We start from the raw sequence: 13,864 nt of genomic DNA, 5'->3' as shown, positions 1-13,864 counted from the left end.
TACGCCGTGCATACGCGCACGTACAGACGACACGGGGGATTCGCCCTTATCATGGCCCGCTTCGATTGCAACAAGCGGATGACCGCGTGACCGTATCCACCCTCGCTTTTGTCTTCCCCGGTCAGGGCTCGCAGTCCGTGGGCATGCTGGCCGAGCTGGCCGAGCTGCACCCGCAGGTGCGTGAAGCCTTCACCGAAGCATCCGATGGTGCCGGCGTCGACCTGTGGGCGCTGTCCCAGGGTGGCCCGGAGGAAATGCTCAACCGTACCGAATACACCCAGCCGGCCCTGCTGGCGGCAAGCATCGGCGCGTGGCGCGCCTGGAACGCCGTCGGTGGTCCGCAGCCGGCGGTGCTGGCCGGCCACAGCCTGGGCGAATACACCGCCCTGGTCGCTGCTGGCGCGCTGAGCCTGCATGACGGCGCGCATCTGGTGCGCCTGCGCGGCCAGCTGATGCAGGAAGCCGCGCCGGCCGGCGTCGGTGCCATGGCCGCCGTGCTCGGTGCTGAAGACCAGCTGGTGCTGGACGTCTGCGCCGAAGCCGCTGGCAGCCAGGTCGTGGTGCCGGCCAACTTCAACTCGCCGGGCCAGATCGTCATCGGTGGCGACGCCACCGCGGTCGACCGCGCGCTGGCGCTGCTGGCCGAAAAGGGCGTGCGCAAGGCCGTGAAGCTGGCCGTCAGCGTGCCCTCGCACACCCCGCTGATGCGCGAAGCCGCCAACCGCCTGGCCGAAGTGATGGCTGGCCTGTCCTGGCAGGCGCCGCAGCTGCCGGTGGTGCATAACGTCGATGCCAAGGTGCACGACGGCGTCGACGCCATCCGTGCCGCGCTGGTGCAGCAGCTGTACCAGCCGGTGCAGTGGACCGGTTGCGTGCAGGCCCTGGCTGCCCGTGGCATCACCCAGATCGCCGAGTGCGGTCCGGGCAAGGTGCTTACCGGCCTGGTCAAGCGCATCGACAAGGCCATCGACGGCCGTTCCCTGGCCACCCCGGGCGACTTCGAAGGCGCCCGCGAGGCGTGGTCGGCCTGATCCCCCTGTTCCTGCCGACCGTGCCGGTAGCCGCTGCAAGCGGCACGGGTGCGGTCGCTGCCCACGTCTGAGGACAACATCATGAGCAAGCCCCTGCAGGGTGAAATCGCACTGGTCACTGGCGCCAGCCGTGGCATTGGTGCCGCCATCGCCGATCTGCTGGCCGCCCAGGGCGCCACCGTCATCGGCACCGCCACCACCGAATCCGGCGCTGCCGCGATCGCTGAACGCCTGGCGGCCCACGGCGGCCACGGCCGTGCGCTGAACGTGACCGACGCCGCCGCGCTGGACAGCGTGCTGGACGGCATCGCCAAGGAATTCGGCGCGATCTCGATCCTGGTCAACAACGCCGGCATCACCCGCGACAATCTGCTGATGCGCATGAAGGACGAGGACTGGGCGTCGATCATCGACACCAACCTGACCAGCGTGTTCCGCACCAGCAAGGCGGTCATGCGCGGCATGATGAAGGCGCGCAAGGGCCGCATCATCAACATCGCCTCGGTGGTGGGCGTGACCGGCAATGCCGGCCAGGCCAACTACGCGGCCGCCAAGGCCGGCATCATTGGTTTCAGCAAGTCGCTGGCCAAGGAAATCGGCTCGCGCGGCGTCACCGTCAACGTCGTCGCCCCCGGCTTCATCGACACCGACATGACCAAGGCGCTGCCGGAAGAAGCCCGCACCGCCCTGATCAACGACATCGCCCTCGAACGCCTGGGCTCGCCGGAAGACATCGCCCATGCGGTGGCTTTCCTGGCCAGCCCGGCGGCCGGCTACATCACCGGCGAAACCCTCCATGTGAACGGCGGCATGTACATGCCGTAAGCAAGGGGCGCATGGATTGCGCCGCAAGTGGTTGATCTGCGTGGATTTTTGCACACATGCAAGGCCGCGCCGGTTTCCACTACACTATCCCACGGCCATCGCCATCCGATGGCGACCACTTTTGAACCACTACTCCATCTGGAGCGATACCCCATGAGCACCATCGAAGAACGCGTCAAGAAAATCGTCGTCGAACAGCTTGGCGTCAAGGAAGAAGAAGTCACCAACAGCGCATCGTTCGTCGATGACCTGGGCGCTGACTCGCTGGACACCGTTGAGCTGGTGATGGCCCTGGAAGAAGAGTTCGAGTGCGAGATCCCGGACGAAGAAGCCGAGAAGATCAGCACCGTGCAGGCCGCCATCGACTACATCAAGGCCCACGTCAAGGCCTGATGTCAGACGGCAGTGCGCGCGCGGGTTCCGCTCGCCGCGCACCGCACCCCATGGGGCCGCAGTTGCGGCCCCGTGTGTTTGAGCATCACATCGAAGCAAACCGAGTTGCCCGTTGAAATCATCCGGGTCAGGAGAATCAGCAATGAAGCGTCGCGTCGTCGTAACCGGCCTGGGTATCGTCTCGCCGTTGGGCAATGATCTGGCCAGCAGCTGGGAAGGCATCACCCACGGTCGTTCGGGCATCGGTCCGCTGACCAACGTTTCTGATGCCTACCTGGATCGGTTCACCACCAAGATTGCAGGTGAGGTCAAAGGCTTTGACATCACCGCCGACAACGAACTGTTCGGCAAGTACCGGGTCAGCGGCAAGGATGCCAAGAAGATGGACCCGTTCATCCATTACGGCCTCGGTGCCTCGTTCATGGCTCTGCACGATTCGGGCCTGGACATCACCGAAGCCAATGCCGAGCGCATGGGCGCCATCGTCGGCGCCGGCATCGGCGGCCTGCTGGGCATCGAAGAGCAGACCATCGAGTTCCACGAAGGGAAGAAGATCTCGCCCTTCTACGTGCCCAAGACCATCATCAACATGCTGCCGGGCCAGCTGAGCATCATCACCGGCCTGAAGGGCCCGTCGTTCTCGGCGGTCTCAGCGTGCGCGACCTCGAACCATTCGATCGGCACCGCCATGCGCATGATCCAGTACGGCGATGCCGACGTGATGGTGGTCGGTGGCGCCGAGCGTGGCTCCTCGCCGACCGCGCTGGGCGGCTTCTGCGCGATGAAGGCCATGAGCACCCGCAACGATGCCCCGGAACAGGCCTCGCGCCCGTGGGACAAGGACCGCGACGGCTTCGTGCTGGGCGACGGCGCCGGCATCCTGGTGCTGGAAGAGTACGAACACGCCAAGGCCCGCGGCGCGAAGATCTACTGTGAACTGGCCGGCTTCGGCGCCAGCTCCGACGCGTACCACATGACCGCCCCGAGCGAGAACGGCGAAGGCGCCGCACGCTGCATGGCCATGGCCATGCGCGACGCTGGCGTGACCCCGGAACAGGTCGGCTACCTCAACGCACACGGCACCTCCACGCCGCTGGGCGACCTGGGCGAAACCATGGCCATGAAGACCGCCTTCGGCGACCACGCCTACAAGATGATGGTCAGCTCCACCAAGTCGATGACCGGCCACCTGCTGGGTGCCGCCGGCGGCGTGGAAGCGATCTTCTCGGTGATGGCGCTGCAGGACAACGTCATTCCGCCGACCATCAACCTGGAACAGCCGGGCGAAGGCTGCGACCTGGACTACGTGCCCAACGAAGCACGCCAGGCCAAGGTCGACGTGGTGATGTCCAACGGCTTCGGCTTCGGCGGCACCAACGGCACGCTGATCTTCAAGCGCGTCTGACCGAGGTTGTAGAGTCGAGCCATGCTCGACTGAACGTGCAACCCAGTCGAGCAAGCTCGACTCTACGCAGCAGGAAGCCGCCGCAAGGCGGCTTCCGTGCATCTGCCCCCCGAACTGGCCGCCATGACCCACGCCCCGCTGATCCACCCGCTGCCGCACCCGATCGACCTGCTGGCCCTGCAGCAGCACGACCCGGCGCGCTTCCCGCTGCTGATGGAATCCACCGCTTCGGGCACCGCCCAGGGGCGCTGGAGCCTGCTGCTGGCCGCGCAGGGCGATTGCCTGCGGCTGGACGCCGACGGCCAGGTGCGCGACCAGCACGACGCCGTGCAGCCCGGCAGCTTCCTGCAGGCGCTGGACCACGCCTGGCAGGCCGCGCGCCTGCCGCACGACGGCAGCCACAGCCTGCCGTTCCGCGGCGGCTGGGCGCTGATGCTCGATTACGAAGTGGCCAGCCAGATCGAAGCCGTGCTGCCGGCGCGTGCGCGCGATGACGGCCGCCCGACCGCGCTGGCCCTGCGCTGCCCGGCGGCGGTGCTGCATGACCACGAGAACCGCGCCAGCTTCGTCATTGCCGAAGCCGGCGAGCAGGCCCTGCTGGATGCGCTGGTGGCACAGGCTACGGCCGCGCTGCCCCAGGCCGGGCAGGGCTGGCAGCCGCCGCAGTCGGTGGGCGAGGACGCACCGCAGCGCTTCACCGATGGCGTGCGCCGGGTGATCGACTACCTGCGTGCCGGCGACGTGTTCCAGGTGAACCTGTCGCGGCGCTGGAGCGCGCAGTTCGCCGCGCCGGTCAGCCCGCAGGCACTGTATGCGCAGCTGCGCCGCGCCAACCCGGCACCGTTTGCCGGCCTGTTCAGCGCGTATGGCCGCCACGTGGTCAGTTCATCGCCGGAACGGTTGGTGTCGGTGCATGCCGGCCACGCGCAGACCCGGCCGATTGCCGGCACCCGCCCGCGCTTCGAAGGCGACGACGATGCCGCGCGCATCCAGGAACTGGTCGGCCACCCCAAGGAGCGCGCCGAGCACGTGATGCTGATCGACCTGGAGCGCAACGACCTGGGTCGCATCTGCCTGCCCGGCACCGTGGTCGTCGATGAACTGATGACCGTGGAAAGCTATGCCCACGTGCACCACATCGTCAGCAACGTCAGCGGCCACCTGCGCCCCGAGGTCACCCCGGGCGAGGTGATTGCCGCGACCTTCCCCGGCGGCACCATCACCGGCTGCCCCAAGGTGCGCTGCATGCAGATCATCAGTGAACTGGAGCAGGTGCCGCGCGGGGCCTATACCGGCGCGTTCGGCTGGCTGAACCGCGACGGCGACCTGGACCTGAACATCCTCATCCGCACCGCAGAAGTGGACGGGCAGGAGGTGAGCTTCCGCACCGGCGCCGGCATCGTGGTCGACTCGGACCCGGACAAGGAACTGGACGAGACCCGCGCCAAGGCCCGCGGCCTGCTGCGCGCGCTGGGCCAGCAGGGGTAACCGATCACCCCCGCCGGGCATGCCCGGCGAGCGCAGCGGGGTTGGGCGCCACCCCGGTCATGACCCCACACCACCGGGCACGGTATCCTGCACGGCGGAATCGCATTCAGAGGTAGTCCATGGCGGGAGCCAAGCGCGGGTGTCTGTTCGTGGTCACGCTGGTGGTGGTGCTGGGCGCCGTCCTGGCCGGCGCGGGCGCGTGGTTCTTCTACCAGCAGAGCCAGTTCGCCGACCGCCACATCACCCCTTCCGCCGAGAGCGTGGTCATCGCCAGCGGCGATGGCATGAACAGCGTGCTGCGCAAGCTGCGCGAGGCCGGCGTGGACGAAGGCCAGGACACCCAGTGGCAGCTGCTGGCCCGCCAGCTCGACGCCGCCGGCAAGCTGAAGGTGGGCGAGTACGCGCTGGACAACAGCCTGACCCCGCGCGAGCTGCTGCTGCGCATGCGCGCTGGCAAGGTGCTGCAGCACCGCGTCACCCTCGTCGAGGGCTGGAACATCCGTCAGGTGCGCGCCGCGCTGAAGCGCGCCGAGCCGCTGCTGCACACCACCGACACCCTGGATGACGCTGCGCTGATGCAGCGCCTGGGCTTCGGCGGCCAGCACCCGGAAGGCCGTTTCCTGCCGGAGACCTATGTCTACCAGCGCGGCGACAGTGACATGGACGTGCTCAAGCGCGCCCACGCCGCAATGGAAAAGGCACTGGACGAGGCCTGGGAAAGCCGCGCCGCCGACCTGCCGATCAACAGTCCGTATGAACTGCTGACGATGGCCTCGATCATCGAAAAGGAAACCGCGCTGGCCAGCGAGCGCCCGCAGATTGCCGGGGTGTTCATGCGCCGGCTGAAGATCGGCATGCGCCTGCAGACCGATCCCACCGTCATCTACGGCATCGGCACGGCCTACGACGGCAACATCCGCCGCCGCGACCTGACCACCGATACGCCCTACAACACCTACACCCGTGCGGGCCTGACCCCGACGCCGATCGCCATGCCCAGCCGCGATGCGCTGATGGCCGCCGCACAGCCTGCTGCAGGTGATGCGCTGTACTTCGTTGCCGTTGGTGATGGCAGTGGCGCGCATGTGTTCTCGCCCAGCCTGGACCAGCACAACGCTGCCGTAGCGCGCTACCTGCAGCAGCTGCGCCAGCAACGTACCAAGGAGACCCCGGCGCAATGAGTTCCGCGCTGCTTCGCCACCCGCGTTTCGTCAGCCTGGAAGGCGGCGAGGGCGCGGGCAAGACCACCGCCATCAACGCCATCCGCGAATGCCTGCGCAGCCACGGCCACGAAGTCGTGCTGACCCGCGAGCCGGGCGGTACGCCGTTGGCCGAGCGCATCCGCGGGCTGGTGCTGAAGCCGGACGCCGAGATCGCCGCCGAACCGCTGAGCGCCGAAGCCGAGCTGCTGCTGGTGTTCGCCGCGCGTGCCCAGCACGTGCGCCAGGTCATCCAGCCGGCGCTGCAGCGCGGTGCCTATGTGCTGAGTGACCGCTTCACCGATTCCAGCTATGCCTACCAGGGCGGTGGCCGGGGCCTGGACCCGCAGTGGATTGCCGACCTGGAACGCCGCGCCGTGGGCCTGCTGCCGGGGCTGACCCTGCTGCTGGATGTGGACGTGGCCGTGGGCCGCGCCCGTGCCAATGGCCGCGACCTGTGGCCGGACCGCATCGAAAGCGAGAAGGATGATTTCTTCCAGCGCGTGCGCGAAGTATTCCGCCGCCGCGCGCAGCAGGACCCGCAGCGCTTCGCCCTGATCGATGCCGGCCAGGTGCAGGAACGCGTGGCTGCCGATGTCGTGGCTTCGGTTGAACGTTGGCTGCAGGCAGGGGAGGGCGCATGAGCAGTTTCTCGCCCTGGCAGCAGCGCGCCTTCGACCAGACCGTGACCGCGCTGGATGCCGACCGGCTGGGCCACGGCCTGCTGATCTGCGGCCCGGCCGGGCTGGGCAAGCATGAAGTGGCGCTGGCCCTGGCCGACCACGTGCTGGCCCGTGGCGATGCGGCGCACGCCACGCGCACGCGGCAGCTGATCGCTGCGGGTACGCATCCGGACCTGCAGCTGGTCAGCTTCATTCCGAACAAGAGCGGCGACAAACTGCGCACCGAGATCGTCATCGAGCAGGTGCGCGAGATCACCAACAAGCTGGCGCTGACCCCGCAGTACGGCGTGGCCCAGGTGGTGATCGTCGACCCGGCCGATGCCATCAACCGCTCGGCCGCCAACGCGCTGCTGAAGACCCTGGAAGAGCCGCAGCCCGGCCGCTACCTGTGGCTGATCAGCAGCGATCCCGCGCGCCTGCCGCAGACCGTGCGCAGCCGCTGCCAGCGTCTGGAATTCAAGCTGCCGCCGCGCGATGAAGCGATGGCCTGGCTGCAGCAGCAGGGCCACAGCGAAGCGGCCGCGCGCGAGGCGCTGGACGCGGCGCGCGGCCATCCCGGCCAGGCCGACAACTGGCTGCGCGAGGATGGCCTGAGCCTGCGCCGCGACGTCGGCCGCGAGCTGGAACAGCTGGCTGCCGGCAAGACCGGCGCGGTGGAGCTGGCGCAGAAGTGGTGCGGCGATGAGAACGCGGCCCTGCGCCTGCGCTTCGCCGCCGATCTGGCGCTGGCTCAGGCCAGCACCGACGCCTTGACCGCGCCGGACCGATTGCACAAGCTTGCAGCCTGGTTCGATGCGGCCAACCGCACCCGCGACCTGCTGCGCACCACCGTGCGTGCAGACCTTGCGGTGGTGGAGTTGCTGCTGGCCTGGAACAAGGTGAACGAGCGGCCTGCCGCAAGGGGAAATCGATGAGTGCCAGCAACGCCCGCCAGGGCATCCTGTCCCTGGCTGTAAAGGACAAAGCCGCGCTGTACAGCGCGTACATGCCGTTCGTGAAGAATGGCGGCGTCTTCGTGCCCACGCCCAAGCGCTACTTCCTGGGCGACGAGGTGTTCCTGCTGCTGACCCTGCCAGATTCCAGCGAACGCCTGCCGGTGGCCGGCAAGGTGATCTGGGTGACCCCAGCCGGCGCACAGGGCAACCGCGTGGCCGGCATCGGCGTGCAGCTGGCCGACGGCCAGGAAGGCGAGAACGTGCGCCACAAGATCGAGACGTTGCTGGCCGGCCTGACCAGCTCGGACAAGCCGACGCATACGATGTGAGGTAGCGCCGGGCGAAACACCCGTGAACCGCTGTTCTGTAGAGTCGAGCCATGCTCGACTTCAGCCCTCGAAAAGGCCGATGGCCCGCGACCCAGTAGAGCCGAGCCATGCTCGGCTGAAAGCCTCGGAAAGGCCTGTGAACACAAATGTGAAAAACGGTTGACGGCCTCTGAAAAGCCCCTATAATAAGCGGCTCAGCAACACACCGGGCGGTTAGCTCAGCGGTAGAGCATTGCCTTCACACGGCAAGGGTCACAGGTTCGATCCCTGTACCGCCCACCAAATAGATCCCTGATTTTTCAGGTGATATGAAGAAGCCGGCTTTGAGCCGGCTTTTTCGTATGTGCAGAGTAAGTGCAGTAAGCATCCGGACTGATCGATGACTTCTCAGCTCTGTCTTTCCCGCGACGAGATCCGGGAGCTAAACCGGACGCCGCAGTGCGCGGCAGATCCGATTCCCGCATCAGAATGGCATCAATACGTCGACGCTCACGGCTGGCTTGTGGTACTGCGTCCTGCAGTCGGAGTCAGTGCAGGAAAGCCAGCGGCCACCATGGCACCTTGGGTGTCAGATAGATGGAAAGAGATGTCGAACCGGTAAAAGCTCTGCTGAAATCTGGTCACGTTTGTTCCCATCATAGTTAAAGCGAACTACAGGGAGCGTTGCATGGCGCCGGGCAGTCGGAATTTCATCCTTAGCGAGTTCCAGCAGAGCATCATTGCTCTGCAGGGCCTCAAGAACAAACTTGAGCCAGCAGTTCGCTCGTTCAAGCGGCACTCGACGGATGAGGAGGCTCGCATCGTGATTGTCGAGCGCATCCACATCCTTGTTTGCAGCTTTCTCGACGAGTGGGGTGTCTTTACTTGGGAATGCCGGAAGGTCGGCTTCCATGAGGCTCTAGACACCGCGATGCCGGCATTGAAGCGGATTCGAATCTGGAGAGGCTTGGATAAGGTTCGATCCTCGCTGCTGGCGCATCCCTTTCGCGATAAATCCAACGTCTTGGTTAACCCTGGAAGCCTGTACGGAGTAGGTAAGTCACCGAGCTGCAACGCGGAGGTCTGCCTTCTCGGCGAGTGTGCCATCTACGCATGCGCTGTCGCAGCAGCGTTTACGCAGGAAGAGCACTCGCGGGCGATGGCGATCCTTGGCGATCACTGGCCCGACATTGACCCCGGCCCAAGTGGCGTGAACACCTTAGGCGAGGTCGAGTCAGAGATTGGTGCTGTCCGCGCAGCGATTCTGGAAATGCAGCCGGCGCTCGCGCTGGTATTTGATGGGAAGGTTGCTTCATTTGAAGCTGCCCGAGGAGCGACAGCCTCTTGATCCGTTCGATAGCCTAGGCTACTGGTGTGTGAATGCGTCCTAGAAATCGCTTGCCTTCCAGATATCTAATCTCTTTGGCGCTTTTAGCTATTTCTCTCTGATGCATGCAAAAGCTGGCTTCCTGAGATCGCGTATTGCGTTAATTATTCTGCGTGGTTGCGCTGGTTCAGCGCGGTCCTCCGCGATATGCATTCTTGGGCATTGAGGGCGCGCGCCAGTTGTGTTAAGCGAAGCGGGGCGCCTGAGTAGCGCCCCGCCAAAAGCCTAGATGAAGCCGCGCAAACGGTCAGTGCCCATCACAGAGTTCGGTGCCTCGCGCAGCCAAAATTTCCGACCGAGCAGCGATGAAGTCGGCATAGCTGGCGGTCGCGTAAGCGAACGCTGAGGGCGCCGGCAGAAAATTGCTTCCGAATACTTTGTCCGCTCTGCCACCGTGAGCAGTGGCTAGGTTGAACAGATAGACGGTGGGGTCGTCATCACTTATCTGCTTATTGGATTCGGCGCTCAGCATGCATATGTTGCACGCCAAGTTGTCATCTATTTTTTCTTTATTTTTCTTTAAGAATGCTCGCGGGTAAACATGGTGGTACTCCTTCTTGTTGAATGCAGAGAGTGCTGTGGCGACGTCGACTTTTGTCCCTGTCACTAAGTTGAGAGGGTGCTGAAGCGCGAGCGCAAGTAGAAATGCTCTCGAGCGCGATGCATTGCTGCGAAACGTGACCTGCTGCCAATCGCTGGCACCTGGTGCTGTGCCGAAGTCGGTTGGAGCACCGGTCGCATCCAGGACAAAGGCACGGACCTTCAATAGGTCGTTAGAGACGAACGCTTCACCGCCGACTTTGTATCTTTCGGAGAAGGATGCGCGCCAGAACCATTGTTTGAGACGAACTATTTCATTGTGATCTAACTTCGGCTTCTTGGAGAAGATCTCAGTGATAATTACCACAATCGCTTGGTATGAGAGGAAATCCCAGCTATGAATTCTGAATTCCGTGCTGAGCAGATCAACAGTCTTTAGTAGCGACTGTTTTGTGTTTGCAGTAAGTACGCCAAGTTTAGTTTCATCGAGATCACGAAGGCTGCGCAATGCTGCATCCTTGATGCTGCCAAATTCGACGGCAGAAAGGCACTTCAAGATCGTTGTCTTGTCTATGTCGCCAAAGCCCTTCGGCTGAAGGGATGCTGCAATCTCTTCAACTTTTTCGTCTAGGTCAAAGCCGTTTGACCAAGTGGCGGCAACCATCAGATCGTAGGTGCTCAGCTTCGTGCCAGAGCTATTGATTCGTTCGAAAATTGGGCATACCTCGACAACGTCCAAATCTTTGAGGATGACTGTAGGGATTTTATAAGTGGTGAATGCTCTAATTAGCTGATCTAAACGTGCCTGGAGAATATCTTTGTCATCATGCGTTTGAAGTGCAGTGCGGAAATCCAGTAAGGCGGTCGTTTCATAAAGCTTGCGAAGCGGAAATACTGTGATTCCCGCTGGGATCGTTCCCTGTGGGGCGAACTTTTCAGTTTCAAGATCATAGACTGCCTTGAATCCAGCGGCCGTTACTGGCGCTCCGAGGCACGAATAAACAACGGTCAATCGCTGCTGCCCATCCAGTACATAGTCTGTGGGCGTAATGTCGTCAGTCTCAGGAAGAATGAAGTCTCCAAAACTCCTTTCTGTGTTCAGTTTTGTTGGCGTTCTCCAAATGAGAATGCTGCCGATTGGATAGCTATTGACGATGCTGTCTAACAGCTTCAGTGCTTGCTCGTCATCCCATACATATGGCCTTTGGAACTTTGGGATTTTGATGCGACCCTGTTTTATGTCCTCAAGGAGTGAGGAGAAATAGACGGTGTCGGTGCTAAGCCTGTTTGAGATGTTTGTTGCCATTGGGTCCCTCCTGTGGAGCAAGCATCTTACTGCGGTCGAAGCTTCAAGTGCGAGCAGTTCATCTGGATGCAAAGAACTCACTTAAATGCATTTTTCACAGATGTCGGTTGATTCCAAAAGCCGAAGCTCGAAGTAAGAACGTGAGGGGCCGTCGCGACTGTTCTTGCGGCAGTACCTGTCGTGGCCAGATGTGCCCTTGGTCAGATCTAGAGGTCATTATCCTGGTGGCGCTTTTCCCGAATGCGGAGACCAGAAAAAGGCAAATGTTCGATCCCTGCACCGCCTATGGTGCTTCAGGTTGACGTAAGCGTCTGCGCTACAGCTCTCTCCCGCTCGCGACTCCCTTAGATGCTGAGTTAACATGAGAATCATGGTGCGTTGCATTCCAGGGAACGAGCGGCCTCGCGCACCAGTTGTCGTGCCGCGACGATCAAACCATCGGTGTGGCAGTTGCCCAGCTGTTCTTCCGGCACGCCTTCGACGCGCGCACGGTCTGCGGCCTGCAGTAGATCCAGCAGCGCAGTGAGCCCCGCCAGCGAGCGACTGAGTGATGCGTGATTGCTGGCGCCGAGTCTGTGGCCGTGGCATGGCTGACCATCTGCACCATCACCTTGGCGGATGGCATCAAGACAGGCGAAGAACGTGGGTGCCTGCACGGGCTGATTCTGTTCTTTCAATGCACATTCGATCTCGCGCGCGAGATCGTCGGGCACGTCGTTGACGAGGTCGCCGATAAGGGCGTACAGGCGTGGGTGGTATGCGGTTCGATTGGTCATGGCGAAACCCTCACTGGCGTAGAGCCACCTTCCGTAATGAAGGTGGCGGACGGTGCGGGTTGGCGTACCAAGGCAGAAAAGCTCACAGGGAGAAAAGGCCTGGCGGATCCTGCGATCCCCACGCACCGCCCGCCATTGAAGGCAATCGGTGCATTCTCTTTGCTGCGACCAAGATCGCAACTTCCTGTGAGCCTATTCGTTTATTCGAGACGCCAATCCCGACCAAGGCAAGCTGCCTTGGCGAGGCGATCATCGATTCGTGCAAACACAGAAGTCAGTGAGGAAAGTTGCAACAACGCCTGCCATGACGGTGTACCAGCACCCATGGCGTAGCCAGCCGCGTTACCTGAACCAAGCCGTGCCGTTACATAGCCCCGGCAGGTGGCAATCACGTCACCCGGCGCAGCCCTAGGCGAACGTGCCGTGGATGAAAGCAGACGTTCCATCCATGCCCTGTGTCGCCGAGCCCGGCAGGCGTAGTCTCGGCCCACGGTTGTCCCCTCTGGCTCTGGAGTCCCACCATGCCGCTCGCCCGTATCGATCTTCGCAAAGGTAAATCCGCCGAGTATCTGCAGCGCGTGGGGGAGGTGATCTACCAGGCCATGCGCGCGGTGGGTGTGCCGGAAAACGATCGCTTCCAGGTGTTCCAGGAACACGAGGCCGGCACCCTTGTTTACGATCCCGGCTATCTGGGCGTGGACCGCACCGATGACTTCATCTGTATCCAGATCACCTGGAACGAGGGGCGGACGGTGGAGCAGAAGAAGGCGCTGTACCTCTGCATTGCCGATGGCCTGCACGAGGCGGTGGGTATCCGCCGCGAAGACGTGTTCATCAACCTGGTGGAAGTGAAGCGCGAGAATTGGTCGTTCGGGAATGGTGTGGCGCAGTATGTGAGTTGATTCGCCAGGAGCAAGAGCATCCACGCATGGCGTGGATCTACTGCGAGAGGGTGGAGTCATCGGCGTGGCCCGGGGTGTGCCCCCTGCGTCACCGTGTCGCAGGGGCAAAACCCTGAACGTGGTCCAGGGTTGGTTGCCGCGCCGTAGAATGGGCGGGTGCGTCGCCCCCGATTCCACCGCCGGTTCCAGACCCTGGCATGGCTTGCCATGCTGCTGGTGCTGCTTGCCCCGCTGGTGAGCCGCTGGATGGCCCATGGGCCGGCGCCCGCCGAAGCGCCGGTGATGGCGGCGATGGACCACGGCGCCATGGACCACAGCGCGCATGCCGAACACGCGCAGCACGCGATGGAAGGTCACCACGACCACCACGCGATGGCGATGACGCACGACGAGACCGCCGCCAAGCCGGCAGTCGATCCACACGCCGAGCATGAAATGGGCGTGGACTGCGAGTACTGCCTGATCGCGGCGCGCCTGATTACCTTGCTGGTGGCCGCGTTCCTGCTGCTGGTGCCTTTGGCACCGGTGTGCCGTGCATTGGCGGGATCTGTCAGAGCGCTGCCCTCGCGGCTGCGCGGAACACTGGGCGCGCGTGGGCCACCGGTGGCGTTCGCTGGCTGAGCCGCGCACGCGGTCGTTCCCTGATGGATTCAGAGCTGCCAGGCATGGCCTGGCACTACTGCGTG

General features: G+C 63.4%; 14 protein-coding genes and 1 tRNA gene. 13 read left to right on the top strand and 2 right to left on the bottom strand.

Translation table 11 applies throughout. From position 1 onward, the window contains the following. Window positions 1–86 precede the first annotated feature (86 nt). The 11 genes from fabD to VER16_RS14715 all read left to right on the top strand — a co-directional run bounded on the left by fabD (window position 87) and on the right by VER16_RS14715 (window position 9,615). Entirely contained in the window at window positions 87–1,031 is a 945-nt protein-coding gene (gene fabD / locus VER16_RS14765; protein ID WP_324809401.1) for an ACP S-malonyltransferase, read from the top strand. 81 nt (window positions 1,032–1,112) lie between these two features. Continuing rightward, on the top strand, window positions 1,113–1,856 hold the full coding sequence (gene fabG, locus VER16_RS14760) for a 3-oxoacyl-ACP reductase FabG (protein WP_324809399.1): 744 nt from the start codon (window positions 1,113–1,115) through the stop codon (window positions 1,854–1,856). 153 nt (window positions 1,857–2,009) lie between these two features. Next, window positions 2,010–2,249: an acyl carrier protein gene (acpP, locus tag VER16_RS14755; protein ID WP_005415509.1), complete on the top strand. Its 240-nt coding sequence runs from the start codon at window positions 2,010–2,012 to the stop codon at window positions 2,247–2,249. A gap of 142 nt (window positions 2,250–2,391) precedes the next feature. After that, window positions 2,392–3,654 (top strand): beta-ketoacyl-ACP synthase II, encoded by a 1,263-nt coding sequence (fabF, locus tag VER16_RS14750; RefSeq protein ID WP_324809396.1) that lies wholly within the window; start codon window positions 2,392–2,394, stop codon window positions 3,652–3,654. A gap of 123 nt (window positions 3,655–3,777) precedes the next feature. Beyond that, a complete protein-coding gene (locus VER16_RS14745; protein WP_324809587.1) occupies window positions 3,778–5,142 on the top strand; it encodes an aminodeoxychorismate synthase component I in 1,365 nt (454 codons plus the stop codon). A gap of 119 nt (window positions 5,143–5,261) precedes the next feature. Then, window positions 5,262–6,323 (top strand): endolytic transglycosylase MltG, encoded by a 1,062-nt coding sequence (gene mltG, locus VER16_RS14740; RefSeq protein WP_324809394.1) that lies wholly within the window; start codon window positions 5,262–5,264, stop codon window positions 6,321–6,323. Continuing rightward, on the top strand, window positions 6,320–6,985 hold the full coding sequence (tmk, locus tag VER16_RS14735; RefSeq protein WP_324809392.1) for a dTMP kinase: 666 nt from the start codon (window positions 6,320–6,322) through the stop codon (window positions 6,983–6,985). The genes mltG and tmk overlap by 4 nt, the downstream gene beginning before the upstream one ends. Next, on the top strand, window positions 6,982–7,938 hold the full coding sequence (locus VER16_RS14730; RefSeq protein WP_324809390.1) for a DNA polymerase III subunit delta': 957 nt from the start codon (window positions 6,982–6,984) through the stop codon (window positions 7,936–7,938). The genes tmk and VER16_RS14730 overlap by 4 nt, the downstream gene beginning before the upstream one ends. Next, window positions 7,935–8,288 (top strand): PilZ domain-containing protein, encoded by a 354-nt coding sequence (locus VER16_RS14725; RefSeq protein WP_313146210.1) that lies wholly within the window; start codon window positions 7,935–7,937, stop codon window positions 8,286–8,288. The genes VER16_RS14730 and VER16_RS14725 overlap by 4 nt, the downstream gene beginning before the upstream one ends. A gap of 207 nt (window positions 8,289–8,495) precedes the next feature. Next, window positions 8,496–8,570, top strand: a tRNA-Val gene (locus VER16_RS14720). 385 nt (window positions 8,571–8,955) lie between these two features. Continuing rightward, window positions 8,956–9,615 (top strand): hypothetical protein, encoded by a 660-nt coding sequence (locus VER16_RS14715; protein WP_324809386.1) that lies wholly within the window; start codon window positions 8,956–8,958, stop codon window positions 9,613–9,615. 286 nt (window positions 9,616–9,901) lie between these two features. Here VER16_RS14715 and VER16_RS14710 read toward each other — a convergent pair whose 3' ends face one another. Both VER16_RS14710 and VER16_RS14705 read right to left on the bottom strand, forming a co-directional pair. Next, the gene (locus VER16_RS14710) at window positions 9,902–11,500 is read right to left on the bottom strand and encodes a GmrSD restriction endonuclease domain-containing protein (RefSeq protein WP_324809384.1); all 1,599 of its coding nucleotides are present in this window, start codon (window positions 11,498–11,500) and stop codon (window positions 9,902–9,904) included. A gap of 368 nt (window positions 11,501–11,868) precedes the next feature. After that, window positions 11,869–12,276: a hypothetical protein gene (locus tag VER16_RS14705; RefSeq protein WP_324809382.1), complete on the bottom strand. Its 408-nt coding sequence runs from the start codon at window positions 12,274–12,276 to the stop codon at window positions 11,869–11,871. Between the two features lie 521 nt (window positions 12,277–12,797). Here VER16_RS14705 and VER16_RS14700 point away from each other — a divergent pair. After that, the gene (locus tag VER16_RS14700) at window positions 12,798–13,178 is read left to right on the top strand and encodes a tautomerase family protein (protein ID WP_324809380.1); all 381 of its coding nucleotides are present in this window, start codon (window positions 12,798–12,800) and stop codon (window positions 13,176–13,178) included. 207 nt (window positions 13,179–13,385) lie between these two features. Then, window positions 13,386–13,799, top strand: coding sequence for a DUF2946 family protein (locus VER16_RS14695; RefSeq protein ID WP_324809586.1), 414 nt, complete (start codon window positions 13,386–13,388; stop codon window positions 13,797–13,799). The last annotated feature ends 65 nt before the right edge of the window (window positions 13,800–13,864 follow it).

It is taken from the genome of Stenotrophomonas sp. (assembly GCF_035634915.1).
GTDB lineage: Bacteria > Pseudomonadota > Gammaproteobacteria > Xanthomonadales > Xanthomonadaceae > Stenotrophomonas.
The sequence above is the reverse complement of the archived record's forward strand: the minus strand, read 5'-3'. Positions and strand labels throughout refer to the sequence as shown.

Coding starts and splice junctions, on each gene's coding strand:
- fabG (WP_324809399.1), top strand. CDS start 1,113: ATGAGCAAGCCCCTGCAGGGTGAAATCGCACTGGTCACTGGCGCCAGC.
- acpP (WP_005415509.1), top strand. CDS start 2,010: ATGAGCACCATCGAAGAACGCGTCAAGAAAATCGTCGTCGAACAGCTT.
- fabF (WP_324809396.1), top strand. CDS start 2,392: ATGAAGCGTCGCGTCGTCGTAACCGGCCTGGGTATCGTCTCGCCGTTG.
- VER16_RS14745 (WP_324809587.1), top strand. CDS start 3,778: ATGACCCACGCCCCGCTGATCCACCCGCTGCCGCACCCGATCGACCTG.
- mltG (WP_324809394.1), top strand. CDS start 5,262: ATGGCGGGAGCCAAGCGCGGGTGTCTGTTCGTGGTCACGCTGGTGGTG.
- tmk (WP_324809392.1), top strand. CDS start 6,320: ATGAGTTCCGCGCTGCTTCGCCACCCGCGTTTCGTCAGCCTGGAAGGC.
- VER16_RS14730 (WP_324809390.1), top strand. CDS start 6,982: ATGAGCAGTTTCTCGCCCTGGCAGCAGCGCGCCTTCGACCAGACCGTG.
- VER16_RS14725 (WP_313146210.1), top strand. CDS start 7,935: ATGAGTGCCAGCAACGCCCGCCAGGGCATCCTGTCCCTGGCTGTAAAG.
- VER16_RS14715 (WP_324809386.1), top strand. CDS start 8,956: ATGGCGCCGGGCAGTCGGAATTTCATCCTTAGCGAGTTCCAGCAGAGC.
- VER16_RS14710 (WP_324809384.1), bottom strand. CDS start 11,500: ATGGCAACAAACATCTCAAACAGGCTTAGCACCGACACCGTCTATTTC.
- VER16_RS14705 (WP_324809382.1), bottom strand. CDS start 12,276: ATGACCAATCGAACCGCATACCACCCACGCCTGTACGCCCTTATCGGC.
- VER16_RS14700 (WP_324809380.1), top strand. CDS start 12,798: ATGCCGCTCGCCCGTATCGATCTTCGCAAAGGTAAATCCGCCGAGTAT.
- VER16_RS14695 (WP_324809586.1), top strand. CDS start 13,386: ATGCTGCTGGTGCTGCTTGCCCCGCTGGTGAGCCGCTGGATGGCCCAT.